Annotated in this window: 24 protein-coding genes; 12 read left to right on the top strand and 12 right to left on the bottom strand. The window is 40.3% G+C overall.

All coding sequences use genetic code 11. The features are described from left to right. Positions 1-19: 19 nt before the first annotated feature. From LDM98_RS03365 to LDM98_RS03350, 4 genes are all read left to right on the top strand, one after another. The gene (locus LDM98_RS03365; RefSeq protein ID WP_223897931.1) at positions 20-352 is read left to right on the top strand and encodes a TraR/DksA C4-type zinc finger protein; all 333 of its coding nucleotides are present in this window, start codon (positions 20-22) and stop codon (positions 350-352) included. Positions 353-452: 100 nt separating this feature from the next. Next, positions 453-1592, top strand: coding sequence for an alanine dehydrogenase (ald, locus tag LDM98_RS03360; RefSeq protein ID WP_223897930.1), 1140 nt, complete (start codon positions 453-455; stop codon positions 1590-1592). Further along, positions 1589-3976, top strand: coding sequence for a Lon protease family protein (locus tag LDM98_RS03355; RefSeq protein WP_223897929.1), 2388 nt, complete (start codon positions 1589-1591; stop codon positions 3974-3976). Before ald ends, LDM98_RS03355 begins: the two co-directional genes overlap by 4 nt. Further along, entirely contained in the window at positions 3945-4259 is a 315-nt protein-coding gene (locus LDM98_RS03350) for a DUF503 family protein (protein ID WP_223897928.1), read from the top strand. The genes LDM98_RS03355 and LDM98_RS03350 overlap by 32 nt, the downstream gene beginning before the upstream one ends. A 12-nt stretch (positions 4260-4271) precedes the next feature. Here LDM98_RS03350 and LDM98_RS03345 read toward each other — a convergent pair whose 3' ends face one another. From LDM98_RS03345 to LDM98_RS03335, 3 genes are read right to left on the bottom strand one after another with little or no spacing between them, the layout of a single operon-like run. Further along, a complete protein-coding gene (locus LDM98_RS03345; protein WP_223897927.1) occupies positions 4272-4919 on the bottom strand; it encodes a hypothetical protein in 648 nt (215 codons plus the stop codon). A 17-nt stretch (positions 4920-4936) separates the two neighbouring features. Continuing rightward, positions 4937-5425, bottom strand: a complete 489-nt coding sequence (locus LDM98_RS03340) for a Mut7-C RNAse domain-containing protein (protein ID WP_223897926.1) — start codon at positions 5423-5425, stop codon at positions 4937-4939. Next, complete coding sequence (locus LDM98_RS03335) at positions 5425-5673, bottom strand: hypothetical protein (RefSeq protein WP_223897925.1); 249 nt, start codon at positions 5671-5673, stop codon at positions 5425-5427. Before LDM98_RS03335 ends, LDM98_RS03340 begins: the two co-directional genes overlap by 1 nt. A gap of 164 nt (positions 5674-5837) precedes the next feature. On the opposite strand from LDM98_RS03335, the gene LDM98_RS03330 reads away from it, so the two are divergent. Genes LDM98_RS03330 through LDM98_RS03320 form a run of 3 tightly spaced genes read left to right on the top strand, consistent with a single transcriptional unit; the run spans position 5838 to position 8762 of the window. Further along, complete coding sequence (locus tag LDM98_RS03330; RefSeq protein ID WP_223897924.1) at positions 5838-7133, top strand: nodulation protein NfeD; 1296 nt, start codon at positions 5838-5840, stop codon at positions 7131-7133. 3 nt (positions 7134-7136) lie between these two features. Beyond that, positions 7137-7898 carry a slipin family protein gene (locus LDM98_RS03325; protein WP_223897923.1) on the top strand — a complete coding sequence of 254 codons (762 nt, stop codon included), beginning with the start codon at positions 7137-7139 and terminating at the stop codon, positions 7896-7898. Positions 7899-7952: 54 nt separating this feature from the next. Then, on the top strand, positions 7953-8762 hold the full coding sequence (locus LDM98_RS03320; RefSeq protein WP_223897922.1) for an alpha/beta hydrolase: 810 nt from the start codon (positions 7953-7955) through the stop codon (positions 8760-8762). Between the two features lie 41 nt (positions 8763-8803). Here LDM98_RS03320 and LDM98_RS03315 read toward each other — a convergent pair whose 3' ends face one another. Genes LDM98_RS03315 through LDM98_RS03305 form a run of 3 tightly spaced genes read right to left on the bottom strand, consistent with a single transcriptional unit; the run spans position 8804 to position 11953 of the window. Then, a complete protein-coding gene (locus LDM98_RS03315) occupies positions 8804-9433 on the bottom strand; it encodes a phosphoribosyltransferase (RefSeq protein ID WP_223897921.1) in 630 nt (209 codons plus the stop codon). A gap of 35 nt (positions 9434-9468) precedes the next feature. Beyond that, positions 9469-11454, bottom strand: coding sequence for a fused protease/ribonucleoside-triphosphate reductase (locus LDM98_RS03310; protein ID WP_223897920.1), 1986 nt, complete (start codon positions 11452-11454; stop codon positions 9469-9471). Further along, entirely contained in the window at positions 11438-11953 is a 516-nt protein-coding gene (locus LDM98_RS03305; RefSeq protein ID WP_223897919.1) for a type 1 glutamine amidotransferase domain-containing protein, read from the bottom strand. The genes LDM98_RS03310 and LDM98_RS03305 overlap by 17 nt, the downstream gene beginning before the upstream one ends. 139 nt (positions 11954-12092) lie before the next feature. Here LDM98_RS03305 and LDM98_RS03300 point away from each other — a divergent pair, with 139 nt between their 5' ends. From LDM98_RS03300 to LDM98_RS03290, 3 genes are all read left to right on the top strand, one after another. Then, positions 12093-12530: an Hsp20/alpha crystallin family protein gene (locus LDM98_RS03300; protein ID WP_223897918.1), complete on the top strand. Its 438-nt coding sequence runs from the start codon at positions 12093-12095 to the stop codon at positions 12528-12530. A gap of 125 nt (positions 12531-12655) precedes the next feature. After that, positions 12656-13216, top strand: coding sequence for a CDP-alcohol phosphatidyltransferase family protein (locus LDM98_RS03295; protein ID WP_223897917.1), 561 nt, complete (start codon positions 12656-12658; stop codon positions 13214-13216). A gap of 15 nt (positions 13217-13231) precedes the next feature. After that, entirely contained in the window at positions 13232-14182 is a 951-nt protein-coding gene (locus tag LDM98_RS03290; protein ID WP_223897916.1) for an MBL fold metallo-hydrolase, read from the top strand. A gap of 12 nt (positions 14183-14194) precedes the next feature. On the opposite strand, the gene LDM98_RS03285 is transcribed toward LDM98_RS03290, so the two are convergent. The 4 genes from LDM98_RS03285 to LDM98_RS03270 form a co-directional block, all read right to left on the bottom strand. Next, positions 14195-14959: an RMD1 family protein gene (locus LDM98_RS03285; RefSeq protein ID WP_223897915.1), complete on the bottom strand. Its 765-nt coding sequence runs from the start codon at positions 14957-14959 to the stop codon at positions 14195-14197. Positions 14960-15031: 72 nt separating this feature from the next. Continuing rightward, positions 15032-15865, bottom strand: coding sequence for a thioredoxin fold domain-containing protein (locus LDM98_RS03280; RefSeq protein WP_223897914.1), 834 nt, complete (start codon positions 15863-15865; stop codon positions 15032-15034). Then, complete coding sequence (locus LDM98_RS03275) at positions 15862-16059, bottom strand: hypothetical protein (protein WP_223897913.1); 198 nt, start codon at positions 16057-16059, stop codon at positions 15862-15864. Before LDM98_RS03275 ends, LDM98_RS03280 begins: the two co-directional genes overlap by 4 nt. After that, the gene (locus tag LDM98_RS03270; RefSeq protein ID WP_223897912.1) at positions 16056-16589 is read right to left on the bottom strand and encodes a carboxymuconolactone decarboxylase family protein; all 534 of its coding nucleotides are present in this window, start codon (positions 16587-16589) and stop codon (positions 16056-16058) included. Before LDM98_RS03270 ends, LDM98_RS03275 begins: the two co-directional genes overlap by 4 nt. Before the next feature lie 107 nt (positions 16590-16696). Between LDM98_RS03270 and LDM98_RS03265 the strand changes: the two genes are divergently transcribed. Further along, a complete protein-coding gene (locus LDM98_RS03265) occupies positions 16697-17374 on the top strand; it encodes a MerR family transcriptional regulator (RefSeq protein ID WP_223897911.1) in 678 nt (225 codons plus the stop codon). A gap of 153 nt (positions 17375-17527) precedes the next feature. Then, the gene (locus tag LDM98_RS03260) at positions 17528-18445 is read left to right on the top strand and encodes a carbon-nitrogen hydrolase family protein (RefSeq protein ID WP_223897910.1); all 918 of its coding nucleotides are present in this window, start codon (positions 17528-17530) and stop codon (positions 18443-18445) included. A gap of 38 nt (positions 18446-18483) precedes the next feature. On the opposite strand, the gene LDM98_RS03255 is transcribed toward LDM98_RS03260, so the two are convergent. After that, on the bottom strand, positions 18484-19251 hold the full coding sequence (locus LDM98_RS03255) for an endonuclease/exonuclease/phosphatase family protein (protein ID WP_223897909.1): 768 nt from the start codon (positions 19249-19251) through the stop codon (positions 18484-18486). A 104-nt stretch (positions 19252-19355) separates the two neighbouring features. Then, on the bottom strand, positions 19356-20213 hold the full coding sequence (locus LDM98_RS03250) for a TIGR01777 family oxidoreductase (RefSeq protein ID WP_223897908.1): 858 nt from the start codon (positions 20211-20213) through the stop codon (positions 19356-19358). Positions 20214-20226 lie beyond the last annotated feature (13 nt).

Here is a 20226-nt window from a genome sequence, read left to right as displayed (position 1 = left end):
TGAAACAAAGGGGTAAAGTATGAAAAAGAGAGATGATCTGGACTTCAATGAATTTGAGAAAATACTAAAAGAAAAATTGGCACATATCGAAAGTAATATTGAACAGCTTCGATCAGAACTTGACAGTGTCGGAAGTGACGATGGGATCAATGATATGGAAGATCTTGCATCACTTCAAAGTCTCAGCAGTAAAGACAACATGATCTTAGAGCAGCAGGAAAATGAGCGAAACGAGACGCTGCATGCCCTTGCAAAAATAAAAAACGGAACCTACGGTATATGTGAAGAGAGTGCAAAACCGATACCTGAGGAACGATTAAGGGTGAACCCCATTGCCAGAACCAAGGTGTAGCAGACCATAAAAAAGAGCATACGATAAACAATGATGATTGTTTGTTTGCTCGCCTGTCATGCTTACGTAAATGTACTTTAGAGAGAAGGGAGATCTTCAGATGAAAATTGGTATTCCTAAAGAGATAAAGAGTAAGGAGTACAGGGTAGGAATGATCCCTTCTGGAGTGAGATCGCTTGTTGATGCAGGACATCAGGTCTATATACAAAAGGATGCCGGAGAGAAAAGCGGGTTTCCCGACAGTGACTATCAGCAGGCAGGCGGGGTCATTTTTGATGATCCCAAAGAGATATTCGCAATCTGCGAAATGATCGTTAAAGTGAAAGAGCCTCAGCCAGAAGAGTATGATAGTCTAAAATCCGGACAGATACTCTTTACTTATCTACATCTTGCCCCCAATCAAAAACTGACAGAGATACTTCTTGAAAAAAAAGTGACGGCCATAGGCTATGAAACAGTTCAGGATAACGGAAGATTACCTCTGCTTTCACCCATGAGTCAAATAGCGGGCAGAGTGGCCCCCATGGTCGCTAGTTATTTTCTTGGAATGCATAACAGTGGGATGGGTGTATTGATAAGCGGTTCAACCGGTATACTCCCCTCTAAAGTCCTGATCATCGGCAGTGGAAATGTAGCTAAAAATGCGGCTCAAGTCGCTTCAGGAATGGGTGCTGATGTGATAGTGATGGGAAGAAATCCACAGAGTTTGAGATCCATAGAAACGTCTATGGGTGCGAATGTCTCTACACTCTACTCCAATGCCTATAATATGGAAAAGATCCTGCCTATAGTGGATATCGTGATCGGTGCAGTCTATGTTACCGGTGAAAAGACACCGCAACTCATTACCAGGAAGATGCTTTCTTACTGTAAAAAAGGAGCAGTGTTGGTTGATGTTGCCATAGATCAGGGAGGATGCATAGAGACTTCAAGACCTACAACCCATGACGACCCTGTGTTTGAGGTGGATGGTGTACTGCACTACTGTGTTGCAAATATACCAGGAGATTATCCTCTCACTGCGACACAGGCATTGGCAAATGCAACGATTCCCTATGTAAAGAAGATCGCAGATAAGGGGTGGAAAAAAGCATGTTTGGACGATGCAGCCATCTACAGCGGTGTCAATGTAGCAGGCGGATTTGTAACGGATGAAGCCGTAGCCGATGCACACCATATGGAGCATCACAAACTAAAAGAGATCATGTACGATTGTGCAGAATTTGGAGATACATTATGATAAAACCACTTACTACTGACAAACTGTATAACCATTGTGACCTGGCGTTATTTGATTTTGACACGACTGCAGAACTGAAAAATCCCAATGAGATCATAGGACAGGACAGGGCACTCAAAGCGATCAGTTTTGGGATAGGTATCAAGAAAGAAGGGTACAACCTTTATGCTATGGGAAGGGTTGGCAGCGGAAAACATAAAGTGGTAAAAAAGTTTATCCAGAGCCAGGCAAAAGATGAAAAGAGACCGGGTGACTGGTGTTATGTCAATAACTTTGAGGACCCCAGAAAACCGATCTATCTCAAGCTTGAATCTTCTATGGGAGTAGAGCTTAAAAAGGATATGGAAGAGCTGATAGAAGAGTTAGAAACGGTCATCCCCTCTATCTTTGAAAGTGAAGAGTACCGTATACAAAAACAGGCCATTATAGATAAACTGACCGAGGCTAAAGAGAAATCTCTCCTGGAATTGAAAGAAAGAGCCAAAAAGAATGATATTTATATCAACTACACTCCAGCAGGCTATACACTTTCACCTATGAGCGATGATGGAGAAGTACTTGGAAAAGAAGAATATCAGGCACTCAGTACGCAAGAGAAAGAGCATATACAGGAGAAAATACTTACATTCAGGAATGAACTTGAAAATATCGTTCAAGATATTGTGATAGAGAGTAAAATACAGCAAAAAGAGATCCGGGAACTTGAAAGAAAAATGACCAAAAAGGCCGTGGATACAAGTATCAACGAATTAAAAAAGAAGTATCGATCTTATGAAAAGGTCGTAGCGTATCTAGAAAGTGTAGAAGAAGATATTATAGATAATTCACAGGATTTTTTAATCTCTGCGCAAAACAATCTTGCAACGATGGGAATGAACTATTCCAAACAGAGCGGCATCTTTAACCGATACCATGTCAATGTCATCGTAGCGCATAAAGATGAAGAGGGTGCACCTATTGTTTATGAAGATAATCCAACCTATACAAATCTATTTGGTGAGATAGAACACATTGCTCAAATGGGAACCCTTTTGACCGATTTCAACCTGATCAAAGCCGGAGCACTACATAAGGCCAATGGGGGATATCTGATATTGGATGCTTCAAAGGTTTTACTGCAGCCTTTTGTCTGGGAAGGACTGAAAAGGATGTTGAGATCTTCTGAGATCCGAATAGAACCGCTTGCACGTTCATTGAGTTTGATCAGTACACTTTCTTTGGAACCTGAGACCATTGAACTGGATATCAAGATCGTACTGATAGGTGATAGATTACTCTATTATATTTTATATAATTATGATCCCGAGTTCAGGGAACTCTTTAAGATCAATGCCGATTTTGAAAATGAGACAGAGAGAAATGATGAAAATACTCAGCTTTATGCCAGAATGATAGGTATGATCGCAAGAGATAACGGCCTTTTGCCACTGGATACACAGGCGGTCGGTAAGGTCATAGAATACAGTTCCCGTATGGCAGAGGACAGCGAAAAACTTACCACACATCTGGCAGGTTTGAGCGATCTGTTGCATGAGGCTGATTTTATCGCTTCACAAGAACAGATGGACCATATTTCAAAAGTACAGATAGATCAGGCCATTTTGGAGAAGATTGAAAGATCAGACAGGATCAAAGACAGGATGTATGAAGCGATCCAGAGAGGAACGATCCTCATAGAGACCGAAGGATCTGCTATAGGTCAGATCAATGGGGTTGCGGTACTTGATTTTGGAAATTTTTCCTTTGGCCATCCGTCAAAGATCACAGCATTGACGCGGCTGGGTAAAGGCGGTGTGATCAATATAGAAAGAGAAGCGAAGCTCAGTGGACCGACCCATGACAAGGGTATCATGATACTATCAGCCTATCTGGCTGCTACCTATGCAAAAGATTTCCCTTTGAGTATGACTGCAACACTGGTCTTTGAACAATCCTATGGAAAGATCGATGGTGACAGTGCATCATGTGCAGAGCTTCTTACGCTACTCTCATCATTGAGTGAAGTAGGGCTTGATCAGTCCATTGCAGTGACCGGCTCAGTCAATCAAAACGGTCAGGTTCAGGCAGTCGGTGGGATCAATGAAAAAATCGAAGGCTTTTTTGATGTCTGCAACTTGGTCAAGCGCAAAAAACACCATGGGATCATCATACCGGCATCCAATGTCAAACATCTGATGTTGAAGGAAGAAGTGCTGGAAGCTGTAAAAGAGAAGAGATTCAAGATCTATGCGATTGAGAGTGTGAATGAAGGCCTGGAGATACTGACAGGTAAGAAAAGCGGTATAAAAGATGCGAACGGTTATTTCCCAAAAGAGAGTATCAATTACCTTGTAGAAGAGAAGTTGAAACTTTTTGCCAATAAGAGCAAACAAAAAAAGATATGAGAAACTGATGATCATCTGTAGCTGTATCCTGCATCTTGAACTGCCTTATGTCCAATCACTCAAAGGTCGCAGAAGCGTCACAAACAGTATGAAAGAGAAACTGAAAGCATTTAATGTCTCTGTGATGGACATCAGTGGTGAATATGCCAAAGAGGCTGATATTGCTTTTGTTTTTCTCTCTCCAAATGCGCTTAAAGCCACACAGTACCGTGAAAAGATCGAACAAATGCTTGAGAGGAATTTTTCAGAATACCATTTTGAACTGGAGTATGAAGAGATCTGAATCTGCACAATACTACCATTGCCTATCTGTGTGACCATGCCGGTAGACAGTATAAAGAAAAATGCCTATCCCTATCAAAAACCCTGCGAGAAAAAGTATCCATGGAAAGTCTGTAGGCGTATTCTGATCAAGTACAGATGAACCGGGTATCATAAAAGAAACAATAATGAGCAGTGCTGAAAAGATCTCCATCATGATAAACCCTCTGTCAAAAGTTAAAAAGCTGTTTTGATGATTATGAAAAAGAACGGTTGTCCCGGCATATATGAATCCTAAGGATACTAGAACCGGTGCCCAGACGGGTCCAACCCAAGGTGCAGGGATAAGAAAGAGTATATCCCACGTGTTCAGATTTTCAGGCCAGGCAAGAAGCAGTTTCAAAGAAATATAGTAGAAGATATCCCAGAAGCCAAAGAGTACGAAAAAAGCTGCAAACCGGCTTTGCACTCTTTTGTATGCTAGCGATACGGTCGTCCAGATCAGGAGCAGTGTTGCAGCTTCACGGAGCAGTTCGGTCAACAGAATACGATCCTCTATGATGACCAAAGGAAATGCAAAACCTTCAGGATAGTAGATCTCACGCAGATAAACAACCACGGCCGCCTCCATATATCCAAAGACAACACCCCATATGATCAACCATAATAGCTGTTTTAACATCATCATCCTTTCTTTGGTTAAGATTCCAATACCTGGTCCAAATAGGCCTTCATATGTCGGTAATGGTCACCCCTCCAATAGATACGGTCACAGGTAGGACAGTATTCAAAATAATCAAAATACTTTTTGACCTTTTCAGGCAGCCGATCCAGCACCTTCTCTTTTTCAATCACTTGCAGTGGAGTATTGCAGACGATACATCGGCTGAAGGGAAAGGGGTGCACTTTTAGTTTATAGTGGTCTATCACTGTTTTTAATTGTGCTTGCGTCTCTTTTGCCTCTAAAAAAAATACAGGAGCTTTTTTACGTTGTGAAAGAGAACGGTCTCTGGTAAGAATCGTACGATCCTCATCATTTGCTATTTGCAGCAGCTCATCATCTTCTATATGTTGAAAGTAAAGCGTGTCAATACCCAGCAGTCGAAGATATTTTGCCAGCTTTCCAAGATGGCAATCTGCAATGAACTTTAGGCTGTTATGTTCAGCAGAATGATGAAAATTTCGCATTACTTACGAGGTGTTTCTTCTTTTCTTGCTGTCCATTCTGAAAGGTTTCTTGGAATATCATCAAGTTCATTTTTCAGTTGATCCCATGCTGCATAGTCAGTATCAAAAGCCGCTACATCTTCTGCAGCCAGTTCTGCACTGGCATACTCACCAAGCAGTTCCTCTTTCATCCAGAGTTGATAAAGCATATGGCTTATCTGCCGTATTTCAAAGGTTCCAATGTTCGTATTGTATATATAGTTTTTCATCTCAGACCTCCATAATGTAGTTAAATGAGATTTTTACAGCCACTAAGATAATTAAGATCTTTGGCATATCACATATATTTTAGCACAAAGAGATTGACATTTCTTTTATTTATTTGTTAGTATAAGTATTAGTTGTCCTTGATATTGATTGAGAGGTGAATACGATGAAGCGCTTACTTTTTTTACTACTTATTATATTCTTTCCGATTATCGCCAGCACTTCTACGGTCATAAAATTAGAGATAAAGGGTGCAGTGGGGCCTGCTAGCAGTAACTATCTTAAAGAAGGCATGGAAGCTGCAGTACAAGGCAATGCCCAAATGATATTGATTGAACTTGATACGCCTGGAGGCCTTTCTACTTCTATGAGGGAAATGATACAGGAGATCACGAACAGTACATTGCCGGTGATCACTTATGTCTCTCCCAAAGGTGCACGGGCTGCAAGTGCGGGAACCTATCTTCTCTATGCATCTCATGTGGCTGCCATGGCACCCGGAACCAACCTTGGTGCAGCCACACCGGTCAGTTTGATGCCCGTACCAAAAATGACAGATGTAAATGCAAGCACACCTTCATCACTTGAGAAAAAGGTCATCAATGATGCTATAGCATACATTAAAAGTCTGGCTGAACTCAATGATCGCAATATCACATGGGCAATGGAGGCGGTAAAAGAGGCTAAAAGTATCTCGGCCAAAGATGCACTGCGTTATCATGTGATCGATATGATGGCTGAGAATAGCTTTGAACTCTTGAACAAACTGGATGGAACACGCCTTAGAGTCTCCGGAAAAGAGCTCATACTCAGTACAAAGAATGCTGTCATACATCCCTTTGAACCTGACTGGAAAACACAACTCTTAATGACCATCACCGACCCCAATATCGCCTATATGCTCTTACTCATAGCCATATACGGGATATTTTTCGAATTGGTCAATCCTGGCGCCATATTCCCCGGAGTGATAGGGGGAATATCGGGTGTGATCTCCTTGTATGCCTTAAATATGCTTCCTTTTAATTATGCGGGATTGCTGCTGATACTCTTGGGTATTGCTTTTATGGTTGCCGAAGTGTTGATCGTAGGGTTTGGTATACTGGGGATCGGCGGAGTGGTCGCTTTTGCCTTTGGTTCACTGCTTCTTTTTGATACCGATACACTGGGAAGCGGGGTCTCCATTCCACTTATTATTGCCTTCACCTTGGTGAGTCTGGCTTTTTTTATCTTTGTGATACGTTTTCTTATTAAATCAAGGTCTGTCAAAATAGTCACCGGCGTGGATGAGATGATAGGTTCCACTGCTGAAGTCCTTGAAACCTCTGAAAAAGGATACCGTGTCCGTTGCCATGGTGAAGTATGGTTTGCTGAATCTGACAGTGTGCTCGAGATCGGTCAAAAAGTGCGTGTAGAGAGTCTATCAGGACTTGTGCTGCACGTCAATCCAATAAAGGAGTAAATAATGTTACCTATATTACCAATGACGACTGTCTATATCGTCGTGATACTGATCATTTTTTTGGCTTCAGCCATTCGAATCTTACGTGAGTACGAACGTGCAGTGGTGTTTACACTTGGACGCTTTACCGGGGTCAAAGGCCCAGGACTTATCATATTGATACCTTTTATACAGAGAATGGAACGGGTGGATCTGCGTATCATTGTTCTGGATGTACCAGAGCAGGATGTTATTTCTCATGATAATGTTTCTGTGAATGTCAATGCGGTCGTCTATTTTCGCGTGGTTGATCCTGAAAAAGCGATCATACAGGTAGAGAATTTCTATGCTGCGACCAGCCAGCTTGCCCAGACGACCCTGCGTTCCGTACTTGGCCGGCATGAACTGGATGAAATGCTGGCAGAACGGGAACAGTTGAATTACGATATACAGGAGATACTTGATAAACAGACCGATACCTGGGGAATCAAGATCTCCAATGTAGAGATCAAGCATGTAGACCTTAATGAAAGCATGGTACGGGCCATTGCCAAACAGGCGGAAGCAGAACGTGAACGACGTGCGAAAGTGATCAATGCAAAAGGGGAACTCGAAGCAAGTAAGAATCTGGTCGAAGCGGCTAAAATTCTCAGTGAAAATCCTCATGGCATCCAATTGCGTTATCTTCAGACTTTAAGTGATATATCCAATGACAAGACCAATACGGTGGTATTCCCTTTTCCCGCAGATTTACATCAGTTCATGAAAGGGATGGTAAAAGAGTAACTAAAGCATAGTTTATTAATAGATACTTTTGTTTTTTATTAAAGGTTATTATTCTTGAACAGAATTGGAAATGGTAGCATTATGGAGCGTTCATTAAAGGGTAGAAGCATGGTTTCATTGATAGCTGTATTTAGTATCTCTTACATAGTACTGTGTCTTTTACTTTTTATTTTTCAGCGCCAGATGATTTACTTACCCACCTCTGAAGTAAGTGTTCCGGGTGTAAAATATACCATACTGGATACAGGTGAAGTACGTATCAAGGTGTGGACACTTAACCCAGGAAAAAAGAAAGCACTTATCTACTTTGGAGGCAATGCTGAGAACGTTGCATACAACATCAATGATTTTCAAACACTTTTTTCAGACCGTACAGTCTACCTTGTCAACTACCGAGGTTACGGTGGAAGCAGCGGATCACCTCATGAAGAGGGGCTGTACAGTGATGCCTTAGCCGCTTACGATCATTTTATTAAACTCCATAGTACGATCTCGACCATGGGACGCAGTATCGGGGCGGCTGTTGCAACATATTTAGCTTCCAAACGTGATGTAGAAAAGCTTATACTTGTGACACCTTTTGATAGTCCCGTGAATGTTGCTAAAAAACACTACTGGTTTTTCCCGATCGATCTTATTTTGAAGGAACGGTTGGATACTGCTGGAAGGGCTGCTAATATCACTGCTGATACACTTATCATAACAGCGGCCAATGACAGGATTATTCCTCATAGGTCTACCCACGATTTTATTAAGGCTTTTCGCAAAACACGGGTAGAGGCTGTAACACTTGAAAATACCGGGCACAACACTGTACATCGTCATCCCGATTACAAAAAGATCATTACTTCGTTTATGAGATAGGTTTTAAAATTTAACATCCAGTATTTTGATATTTTATTGTATTAAGTATTGTCCTGGGTTTTAAAGAAACGTAATACCTCTTCATCACTTACATCATACCAGTTCTCATAGACTTGGGCAACCGCATAAAAAGGTACAGGAGATTCCAATACGATCACTGCGTCAACCATTTTAGAAAATTTTTCTATCGTTTGACGTCCTGCAACAGGCACAGCGATGATGATCTTTTTAGCGTTTGCTTTTTTACACAGTTCTACTGCAACATGCATGGTCGACCCCATTGCAATACCGTCATCGACCAATATCACTGTTCGTCCTTTTATCACAGGAAGCGCTTTCCCTGCTCTTAGTGTTTGGATACGTCTTTTTATTTCAAGGTCTTGTTCTGCGATGATCTTTTCGATCTCTTTATCAGATACGGAAGAAGCAGCCCGTTCATTGATATAGAGTGAACCATCTTCTGCCATTGCGCCAAAGCCGCTCTCTGTATTGTGAGGGAAAGGGAGTTTCCTGGAGATCAGTAGCGAAAAGTCTGTATAAAGTGCCTGGGAAATCTCATAGCCCAGCTCCACACCACCCCTTGGAATTGCAAATACCAAGGGGGATTCTTTTTTATATGTCTGTAGAGCTTCAGCCAGTTTTTGACCGGCCTCTTTACGATCTTTAAACATGTATGCTCCTTTACTGTGATAGTGAACAAGAGTAACTAGTCACATGATTCATTGGTACAAAAACGACTTTCTATACCGTCACTGCCGCTAAAATGGCTCCAGTCGATATTGGAAATGCTGGATATTCGTACTTCATATTGTTCTTTGCTGATACCTTCATAGGGCATTTGTATATAAGCACCCGTATCAGAATGCGGCAACATGGAGACCGATTTGATGACAGGTACGAACTTTGAGAGCATATGTTCGATCTGCATACCCTCTTTGGGAGGATCAAAATAGATCGTACAACTGACCATATTATCGCTCCATTCACGCTGTAACAGGGCTAAAAGAGAGAACTGCTCCTCTGCTGGAACATCTCTGGCTTCTCTTGTTTGCCCCTGATAGATCGGAAACTCAAATACCGTTGTATGGGTACTGTAGTGATCCTCTTCATACGGTACCCCTGCCGCTTTGAGTATGTGACAGATAGGTGAAGTGTTACCTACACGTATACGGCGTATGGCATACTGAAATGTCGGGAAGTGCATCCCTGAACTACAGCCGACCAATTGACTGATTGTTCCTGAGGGTTTCACTGTTGTCACTCTGATGGACACAGGAATATCTGCTTCTTCTGCCAATGCCTGATTGACAGAACGTACAAGGCTGTAGCCCCTTTTCAGTCTAGAGGTTAGATCGGCTGTGCCATCTCTATCAATCATCTCTGCAATACCGGATATACTGACACCGATCCGACGGTTTCGTGAAATGACCGCATTGGTTTCAGGGCGATGTGTCATAAGCAACGAGACTGTTGAAGCGTAAAACGTTGCATACTCCAATGCTTGATAAAAATCATCTTCGTTCACGCAGCGCGATGGAAAGACTTCGGCCAGGTTACAGAGTTCAAAACTCTCTAAAGCAATTTCAGAGCAGGGGTTTGCCAGCGATGCATAGTCTTTGGACTCCTCACTGTAACGTGCATATTTTTGAACATTGATCAGGTTCATGATGCCCGGTTCCCCATTCTCTCGAATATGTGCAGCGATCACCGGGAGTTTTTCAAGATCCTCTGTTTTAGTGAGTATGACCGTATTGTTCGAGACCCATCCGATCTCAGCACGTTCCGGGTTTTTTCTATAATCCTTCAATTCCAGAAAACTTGTATCATCGACCGATCCCAGTGCTATTTCCGCACTTCTTCGTACATTCCCAGCCACAACACAGACACCGATCGCATTCATTATATCAGCCACACAGCGGGTACTATCGATATTTCCATGACAATAGTCATCCAAATAGTTTTCAATACGATGATGTAACGCTTGTAACGGAGCAGGGCCGGATGCAGTGCCTCCAAAACCATGGATCGGTGAACCCTCAGGTCGGATCAGGCTGTAATCAAATGAAAACCATGGTGCTTTTTTTGTATAGCTCTCGATCAAGAGTTTGACGGATTCTGCCCAACCCTCTCTAGTGTCCGGAATGATATAGCTCACTGGATCTGTTTTATTCGGTATAGCAACACTGTCACCCTGCCATGCAGTATTAAAACCAACGCCAACCCCGCACATCAGCATATCCATGGTCCATTCTGCTGCAAGCGAAAGATCCGTTGTATCCACAGCACCGCAATTGTTCAATGCCGCACTTCCTCGTTCATAAATATACTCTGTGCCCATGATCCAAAGACCTCTTCCTGGAGGAAGCCACTGCATATCGAACATGGATAAAGCAAGTTTTTGAGCATAATCCTGCCATTTTACTTCATCCCAGACAAGCGCGTTCGAAAGGTAATGATCTTTACGGATTGACAGCACACCATTGATCACACGAATGACCGTATCTGCCCAATGTTCCTGTGATCCATCCGCTTTGATACGGCTGTAGGTACGGTAGTAGACTGCCTCGCCAAAGCCACCGAAACCGAACTTTTCTTTTTTAGCAAAGAGTTCATTACAAAACTCTTTTTCTAGCAAAAAACGTTCTTTGACAACTTTTTTTGAGTGGATATTCTCTTTATTTTTTCGACTCATAATACAAATACTCTTTGATCGCATCCATAAATGCGTTCAAGTCTGACGGCTGCCTGGAAGTGATCAAGTTTTTATCGATGACCACTTCCTCATCTTTATAGGTTGCACCAGCATCTTTAAGTTCTTGTGCAATGCCCTTGTATCCTGTTGCGACTCTTCCTTCCATTAAACCGGCTGAAATGAGAATCTGGGGACCATGGCAGATAGCTGCAACCAGCTTATTATGATCAAAAAAATATCGGACGATCGCTAATGCTTTTTCTTCTTGACGTATTAAAGAGGGACTTTTACCTCCAGGAAGTATCAGTATGTCATACTGCTTTGGGTCCACTTCATTAAGGGTTATGGTTGCATAGACATTAAACCCGTTTTTTCCTATGATAGCACCCTTTTTGATAGAGGCGATATCTACATGTATCCCTAATTCCCTAAGAGATTGATAGGGGATTTTTAACTCAGAATCTTCAAAAAGATCTGCACTGATGATCAAAGCTTTCATATATTCCTCCTCACAAAATAAAGTGACAGGTTAAAGGAAGTATAACATATTACTGTGTCTAAATGATTATTATTCATTGACAAGCATATTAAAAAGTTATATACTAATTAAATAACATCTAATACACAAAGGAGCAAAAATGTTATTAACGAAATTTGACCCGATGAGAGATTTTAGAGATTTAGAAGAGAGAATGGCAAGTGCATTAAATTTGCCGGAGATCGGTAGCGAACTTTCCAATGTTTCCGGTTTTTCGCCATCTGTTAATACAAGAGAAGGAGACTATGCCTATCATGTAGAAGTAGATCTTCCTGGTGTAAAGAAAGATGATATCCATGTGGATCTCAAAGACAATGTTCTGACTATCTCGGGCGAGAGAAAAAACAAGAAAGAGGTCAAAGAGAAAGATTACTATAAGAAAGAGAGCTCTTATGGTAGATTTCAAAGAAGTTTTACATTGCCGGATAATACAGATGCTGAAAATATCGAGGCAAATTGTAAAGACGGTGTACTGGAAGTCGTGATACCGAAGATAGAGAGAAGTAAAAAAGAGACGAAAAAGATCAAGATAAAATAGCCTTTTCCCAATGAAGAGGAGTATACTCCTCTTCATGAGAGATGTATGATACTATTTGTATATATCGTATGCGACTATGCACTTTCTCCAAGATTATCGGTATCATATGATCGATAGGAGCTTTTATGGTACTGCATTATATCCCTAACATATTAAGTCTGTTTCGTATCTTCGCAGCACCATTTTTACTGCTTTCAGGCTGGTATGATCTACCCATACTCTTTTTTATACTTTTGGGAATGATGCTGCTTTCAGATCTGCTTGACGGTATCATTGCACGTAGGATAGACCATACCACTGAACGGGGATCAAGACTGGATAGTTATGGAGATATACTGACCTATCTGAGTACTCCTTTGGCAGTCTGGTGGCTTTGGCCGGATATCGTGAAAGAAGAACTTTATTATATCATTGCAGCGATCGTTATCTATATAGTGCCTGCCATTTTTTCTTTTTTGAAATTTGGACAACTTGCCAGTTATCATACATGGATCACTAAGATCGCTGCAGTACTTATGAGTGTAGGTGTGGTGATGCTGCTTGGATTTGATAATCATCTTTTATTTCACTCAGCAGTTTATTTTTTGGTGCTTGTCATGGTTGAAAATATCGCGATCACCTTCATACTCCCGAAACAGAAAAGTGATATCTATTCTGTTTGGCATGCATGGAAAGAGAGATCATAGGGAAAGGAGAAAATGGTGCAACTGACATTCTTGGGGACAAGTGCTGGAAAACCGACCAAAGAAAGAAATATCTCTGCACTTGCATTGGAATTTGAACAAGACAATAAGTGGTATCTATTTGACTGCGGTGAAGCCACACAGCATCAGATATTGAAAAGCAGGCTTTCGATCGGAAAATTGGATACGATCTTCATTACCCATATGCACGGTGATCATTATTATGGTCTTCCCGGTCTGTTGAGCTCAAAAAAACTGGATACCGCTTTTAGACCTCTTACGATATACGGTCCGACAGGCATCAAAAAATTTCTTGAGTGTGTGATAGATGTTTCTTTTGAAAATCTTGGATATACGCTGGAGATCATAGAGTTCAAAGCAGAGGAGACGTTTACGTTTGAGAAATTTTCATTAAAGATCCTGGCACTTGAACACTCTATAGAAAGTTTTGCGTTTTATATTAAAGAGAACGATATCACCAACAAACTCAATGAAGAAAAATTGAGATCCATCGGTCTGGAGCCATCGCCACTGTATGGTGAATTACAAAGGGGAAATTGCATTACATTTCAGGGTAAAAAGATTGAACCCAAGGAGTATATGCTTCCACCTGTAAGGGGAAGAACATTGATCATAGCAGGAGATAACAGCAGGCCGGAAATACTGGGCAGATACCTTGAAGAGATCGATCTCTTGATACATGAGTGTACGTACACGCAAAAAGACTATGATCATCTTCAGGTCAAAGTGTTACACACGACCGCAAAAGACCTCGGAAAAGCAGTTCAGGAAAGGCATGTCAAAAATGTGATCGCTACACACATTAATCCGAGGTATAGTAACCATGGTGCGGACGGCGTAGATTCGATCTATGGTGAAATAAAACAGTATTATAAAGGCAGAGTATTTATAGCCAACGATCTGGATGTCTATCGTCTCAGTAAAGATGGCATGGTTGAAAAACTGTAGCTATATGAATGATCATGTAAAATCATTTAAGATAAATAGTAGAATTTCAAATGCGATCAGAATAATGATGATCCATTCTAAAATACTGCTGTGTTTATGGTTCTGCTCGTCCGCAAGAATGGCCAATACCTCCTGCATGACATTCAATTTTCTATTAAGAATTTCGATACGTGGCTGCAGCTCAAGATACTTTCTCATACTCTGATAGTAAATATCCAGTTCAGGATACTCCCAGAAAAATTCCGGTGTATCTAAAAATTCAAAATGTAAATAGATGTTCGATTTTGTAATGAAAAGACGGCCTCTCTCTTTGGCTATTTCACGTCTGCTCATATTGACACGACCATTTTCAGCAAGTTCCAAAGGAATATGCTCAGTGAGTTCCAGGGCTTTTTTAATCGAATCTTCAAAGTTCCCCAGCATGATAGATTGCTCAATGGCATAGGAGATGGAAAGCTTTTTCAATTCATCATCAGAATCGATATAGATAGTGTCTAATTCAATTTTAACAGGCTGGATCGGAGAAATGTGATACTGGTAGTCTTCTAAGATCTTGATCGCACCGATTGAAGAACTGATCGTTTTCAGAAAGTACTCTTCATCGTCAAAATCCCAGAATATGATCACACCATAGTTAAACAAAAAACAGAGATCGTTGTCTTTTTCAATAATGAGCACATCTTTTAAAAGTTTTGCACGAAATGTACCAAGCACTTCTTTTCTGATCAGGTCAAAATCAAAACCATCGGTAAATTTATATGCTTTTATGGTCCCCATATATCGGTCCTTTACAGTTTATAAAGTATATTATAGAATAAAAATGCCTGATATCACTAAAGTACACATATTTTATTTTGCTACATTGTCCGATCTTAGTATGTAGGTGAATTCATCCTTATTGTTGTAACCGATCACATGCTTATAGCTTTTTAGCGTTTGATGGTCTATGAAATGTATGATAGGTGTAAATCCTGTATCAAATTCTTTTGGAAACGGATCTTTCTCTTTATTGAGAATGAGAGGGATATAATTTTTTTGTACGATCTCATTGATCTCATTTTTAAGCAGGACTCTTTGCTCAAATTTGCGACACCAGGGACAGAAATTCGATACCAGAACAAGCATGATGTTTTTTTGTAGTTTTTTTGATTTTTTGACCGCTTCATCATAATTTGTTTCATAATGCATTTCAGAAGCAAAATTCTCTTCATTGATCACTACTTTTGAGATCTTTTTATTCTCTTCCAGATATTGTTCCGAGAACTTTAAAAGCATCGTATCAAAAGTATCTTCAAATGCATCTTCCGGGTCATCACCCTCTTTCAATACAAAGTGTCCCATATCCTGATAGGTCAGTGCAAATGTTTTCTCATGGTTGTCCAAACGTTTTACCTCTTCTCCTATGAGCAGTTGAATATTGATCATGGTACTTCCATTGATCGGTGTTTCATTGACCAGTACAGCTAAGGATCTTGGGTCATAACCTTTGGAGTCGATCTTAAGATCATCGGTCATTGTCTGTAGGTTTTCCATGATCATACTTTTATATGATTTTGGAATGGTCTTACCGGATATTTCAACCACCAAATAGACTTTGTTGACACCCGACAAGGTAAATATTGTGGATGCGTTCAATAGGATATTGGTAAAAAATACCAAAAGAAGGATTTTATTTAATTTCATTGGGGTTTACTCACTTTATTGGCTCTGTAATGTATTGTTTTTGTTTTTGGATTTTCCGGACCTCTAAATGTTGTATCCTTCTCATCCCAGTTCAATTTTTTTGCCTGTTCTTCATACGGGGCCCCAATGAGATAAAAAATGAAATCCCATATTCCAATGAAAAATTTCTTTATAAGCCCGAATACATTTTTCATGACTCTCCTAGCCCAAATACATTTGAAAGGGTATTAATATAGTTAAAATAGCCTGTAATAGAAACAGCTTCAAGGATCTGGATGTCACTGTATCCATACGCTTTCAGTGCATCTATTTCTGATTTAAGAATTTTATAGTTTTCTTTGCCTGAGGCTTTGATACAAAAGTTCAATAAAGCTTTCTCACTCTCTGGAACATTCATGGCATCTACTCCATGAAGCACCTCTTCTATACGCTCTTCAGACATACCAAGCATTTTTGCAATGCCTTTATGGACATCTACACACATTTTACAGCCATTCTCTAAAGAGATAAGCAGGGCAATGGATTCTTTCGTATCATAAGAGAGAGTTGTCTCATCCAGAAGGTATTTCTGTATCATTCCATCAGTTGCAAAATAGATCTTTTCATCCAAAGCCAAAAGCTTAAATATATCACCTAGTTGTCCGGTCTTTTCCAGTATGGGTTGTGCTCTTTTTTGAATCTCCGGAGACATATCCTCAAATTCGGGTAATTGTATGTGTGCCATTTTTTTCCTTGATGTAATGAGTGGTCTATAAACGTAAAGTTTAACTTAACGTTTTGAATTATATGCTATCATTCTTTAAATGAAAGTTAATCGTAAAAGGTGAAAAGATGGAATATAAAATATCTGAACTTGTTGCAAAGACAGGGGTCCCTAAATCAACCATTTTGTATTACATTAGAGAGGGCTTACTTCCAGAAGCAAATAAGATCAAATCCAATGTACATCGATATAGTGATCAACACATAGAACTTATTCGGTACATTAAATACATGCAAGAAGAGATAGGCAGCAGTAATGAACAGATCAGGTTTGCACTGCAGAATCAAAATCAGTCTCTCTCCACTTCAGCAACCATGTTGCAGCCATTGATGAATACACTCAGTGATATCCCTTCAGATGCGAAACATTTTACCAAAAAAGAGTTTATTGCGCATTACAATGTCGATGCTACGCTTTTAGAAACGCTTTTAGACGATGGTATAGTGTTACCTATACATGAAGATGATTATACAGACAGAGAGGCAAGTATGATCAAGCTGGTAACGTATTTTAAAGAAGTGGGTGTGGACTACAGTGTTCTAAAGGCATATGTAGATCATGCCAAGGCACTCAGTGAACTGGAGTATCAAATGCAAGCCAAGCTTTGCAGTGTACGTGATGAAGACAACTTTTCAATACTATGGAAGATCATGTTTGAAACATTATTTAATGCAAAACCCTATCTTTTTAACCGTAATACCTATCATGTTTTACTCAATGCAGTGAAGAGTGAGGTGAAACCATGATCCTTAGACACACTTTTCTGTGGTGGATGCAGAGTGGAGTGATGCTTCTACAATTTAAATAAGTATACATCTTTTTTAGTATCAACGACTCTACATATATATTACACACAATTTGGATACCTTGGATAGATGAGTAATGTGTGGAGGTCTAAAATGAAAAAAGGTACATTCACCGTAGCAGCTGTACAAGCATCTCCAGTATTTATGGATTTAGATGCAACGATAGAAAAAGCTTGTAACCTTATTCGTAGATCGGCTAAAAAAGGAGCCGATATAGTTGTTTTTCCTGAAGCATTTGTACCAGGTTATCCTGATTGGATATGGCAGGTCCCGCCAGGCGAAATAAAACTGAACCAAGATCTTTATGCCAAGTTACTGGAGCAGTCTGTGACCATCGGCAGCATTGAGACTGACCGTTTATGTGAGGCTGCAAAACAAGCCGGTGTTTATGTCGTGATAGGTATCAATGAAAAAAATTCGCAAGCCAGCAGTGGAAGTATCTATAATTCACTGCTCTTTATCGATCCAAAAGGAAATATATTCGGGCATCATCAAAAACTTGTTCCCACAGCGCCGGAACGTACTATTTGGGCCTATGGGAATGCAAGTACTGTGAAGGTGTATGAAACAGACATCTGTAAAGTGGGTGGCTTGATCTGTTGGGAAAATTATATGCCTTTGGTACGTTATGCACTCTATGCAGAGGGTATAGAATTGTATCTTGCTCCTACCTATGATGAAGGCCAGACCTGGAATGCATCTATGAGACATATCGCAAAAGAAGGCCGATGTTTCGTTTCCGGTTGTTGTATGGTGCTTAAAAAAGAGGAGGTTCTTAAAAAACTTCCTCAACTGAAGCCATATTATAAGTCCGTGGGAGAGTTTATAAACAAGGGCAATAGTGTCATAGCAGATCCAAATGGTGAAGTCATTGCAGGTCCACTACATGCCAAAGAAGGGATACTCCTTTCTGAAGTAGATCTACATATATTACTTGGATCAAAATGGAATCTTGATGTTGCCGGTCATTATGCCCGACCGGATGCCTTTGAATTAACTGTAAAAAAATGAAAAGCTTCTGTGAAAGAAAAGATTCATGCAAAGATCAACTAGTAAATTTTGTTGAATTTGGCGAATAGGGGATGGTGATCAGAAAGCTTATGGTTTCTTTCTATACTCTGTTCAACCAGTTCAATGCCTCTGTAAAAAATAAAATCCAAATGATTTCGCATAAAAGACTTGACCCTATCACTTTTTGAAAATGGCACAGGGGCAAAATGTAGTTCTTTCATTTTATTGTGAAGGAATTTCATTCTGTTTTTATTCCATGAATTAAAATCACCGGCAATGATCATGGCTCCATCATAATCATCGATGATCTGAATCATGTTGTCTATCTCTTTGTAGTAGTGTCTGCTTTCTCTAAAATTGATCGCATGAAGATTTAAGATCCATAAAGGAGAACCATCTGCAAAAGCGTGCTTGGTCAAAAGTAGACTTTTACGTGGACCGAATATGAGCTCTTTACCATGTGACAGGAAAGGCTTACTGTACTCTGTTCTACACTTACTTGCTGTTAAGACACCATAAAAAGTTGAACCTTTTTCCAAATTTGCCGCAGCATTGAATGTGAGACTTGGAAGATTGAGTTCGGTATTGTGTTTAAAATCAGCTTCCTGAAATAAGTAGAAGTCAACAGGTTTCTTTTTGGAAAATTCTTCAATATAGTTACTGAAGGAAAAAGTATCATTGTTCTTATGCACATTCCAGCAAAGCACACTGAATTCATCTGGCACAGTATCATCGCATACGGTATGAGAATAACTGTGATGATGCAGCGATGGCTTAATGATCAGGGATTTTAATTCGTTTAACATAAAATAATTATAGCATTTTTTTCGTTTACCATTGAATTTTAAGATTCAAGAATGCATCATTACGGGCGGGTAGGTAAAAAATTCATTAGTACAGGATGAAATATTTAATCCAATACTTCTCTAAGTGCCTCTTCTATGGTCGGGTATTTGAAGATGAAGTGATGTTTCAATAATCGTTCAGGGATCACACGTTGCCCTTCGGTCAGTACTGTTGCACCTTCTGAAAAGAGCAATCTCAGGACAAATTTCGGTAAAGGTATCACTGTGGGTCTATGCAGTATTTTACCCAGTGTTTTGGTGAGCACTTTGTTTGTCACAGGATTTGGCGAGCAGAGATTGAAAGTACCTTTCAGGTCATTGTGATCGAATACGAACAAATAGGCATTCAGAAGGTCAGATATATGTACCCAGCTGAATGGTTCACTCCCATCTCCTATGGTCCCTGCGATACCCAATTTGAAAGAGGGCAGCATTTTAGAGAGTGCGCCTCCACCTTTGCCCAGTACTACGCCGAAACGATAAATGACGACCCTGGTAAAATCATCCGCACGTCGTGCTTCAGCTTCCCAGTCTTTACAGATCTTCGCTAAAAAATTATCTGAGTAGGTATAGTCTGATTCACTCATCGGACCATCGGTGGCATAAATACCGATAGCAGAGGTAGAGACAAAAAGTTCCGGTTTCTTTTTCATGTTTGACATAGCCGTTACGATCTTCTTTGTCGTGATGATCCTACTGTCATAGAGGACTTTCTTATAGGCATCATTCCACCTATGGATGATCGGTGCACCGGCGAGATTGATGATGATGTCTACGCCTTCGAGGACTTTGGTGATCTCTGTGATATCTTTTTGGGTATCTTTTCTGCCTAAAGGGAGCACATCAAAGCCTTCTGCTTTGAAATATGATTGCATATACGTCCCTATGAAACCGCTGCCCCCAGTAATCACTATTTTTTTCATTACAATAACCTCT

The organism is Sulfurovum sp. TSL1 (genome assembly GCF_019972135.1).
Taxonomy (GTDB): domain Bacteria; phylum Campylobacterota; class Campylobacteria; order Campylobacterales; family Sulfurovaceae; genus Sulfurovum.
Note: the sequence above shows the minus strand (reverse complement) of the source record. Positions and strands in the feature narration are given on the sequence as shown.

Bases quoted from the DNA above. Each gene is read 5' to 3' on its own strand.
- LDM98_RS03285 (WP_223897915.1), bottom strand. From the start codon at position 14,959: ATGGGGACCATAAAAGCATATAAATTTACCGATGGTTTTGATTTTGAC.
- LDM98_RS03270 (WP_223897912.1), bottom strand. From the start codon at position 16,589: ATGGCACACATACAATTACCCGAATTTGAGGATATGTCTCCGGAGATT.
- LDM98_RS03365 (WP_223897931.1), top strand. From the start codon at position 20: ATGAAAAAGAGAGATGATCTGGACTTCAATGAATTTGAGAAAATACTA.
- LDM98_RS03345 (WP_223897927.1), bottom strand. From the start codon at position 4,919: ATGTTAAAACAGCTATTATGGTTGATCATATGGGGTGTTGTCTTTGGA.
- LDM98_RS03340 (WP_223897926.1), bottom strand. From the start codon at position 5,425: ATGCGAAATTTTCATCATTCTGCTGAACATAACAGCCTAAAGTTCATT.
- ald (WP_223897930.1), top strand. From the start codon at position 453: ATGAAAATTGGTATTCCTAAAGAGATAAAGAGTAAGGAGTACAGGGTA.
- LDM98_RS03315 (WP_223897921.1), bottom strand. From the start codon at position 9,433: ATGTTTAAAGATCGTAAAGAGGCCGGTCAAAAACTGGCTGAAGCTCTA.
- LDM98_RS03355 (WP_223897929.1), top strand. From the start codon at position 1,589: ATGATAAAACCACTTACTACTGACAAACTGTATAACCATTGTGACCTG.
- LDM98_RS03280 (WP_223897914.1), bottom strand. From the start codon at position 15,865: ATGAAATTAAATAAAATCCTTCTTTTGGTATTTTTTACCAATATCCTA.
- LDM98_RS03305 (WP_223897919.1), bottom strand. From the start codon at position 11,953: ATGAAAGCTTTGATCATCAGTGCAGATCTTTTTGAAGATTCTGAGTTA.
- LDM98_RS03275 (WP_223897913.1), bottom strand. From the start codon at position 16,059: ATGAAAAATGTATTCGGGCTTATAAAGAAATTTTTCATTGGAATATGG.
- LDM98_RS03325 (WP_223897923.1), top strand. From the start codon at position 7,137: ATGTTACCTATATTACCAATGACGACTGTCTATATCGTCGTGATACTG.
- LDM98_RS03330 (WP_223897924.1), top strand. From the start codon at position 5,838: ATGAAGCGCTTACTTTTTTTACTACTTATTATATTCTTTCCGATTATC.
- LDM98_RS03260 (WP_223897910.1), top strand. From the start codon at position 17,528: ATGAAAAAAGGTACATTCACCGTAGCAGCTGTACAAGCATCTCCAGTA.
- LDM98_RS03310 (WP_223897920.1), bottom strand. From the start codon at position 11,454: ATGAGTCGAAAAAATAAAGAGAATATCCACTCAAAAAAAGTTGTCAAA.
- LDM98_RS03265 (WP_223897911.1), top strand. From the start codon at position 16,697: ATGGAATATAAAATATCTGAACTTGTTGCAAAGACAGGGGTCCCTAAA.
- LDM98_RS03300 (WP_223897918.1), top strand. From the start codon at position 12,093: ATGTTATTAACGAAATTTGACCCGATGAGAGATTTTAGAGATTTAGAA.
- LDM98_RS03255 (WP_223897909.1), bottom strand. From the start codon at position 19,251: ATGTTAAACGAATTAAAATCCCTGATCATTAAGCCATCGCTGCATCAT.
- LDM98_RS03250 (WP_223897908.1), bottom strand. From the start codon at position 20,213: ATGAAAAAAATAGTGATTACTGGGGGCAGCGGTTTCATAGGGACGTAT.
- LDM98_RS03335 (WP_223897925.1), bottom strand. From the start codon at position 5,673: ATGAAAAACTATATATACAATACGAACATTGGAACCTTTGAAATACGG.
- LDM98_RS03295 (WP_223897917.1), top strand. From the start codon at position 12,656: ATGGTACTGCATTATATCCCTAACATATTAAGTCTGTTTCGTATCTTC.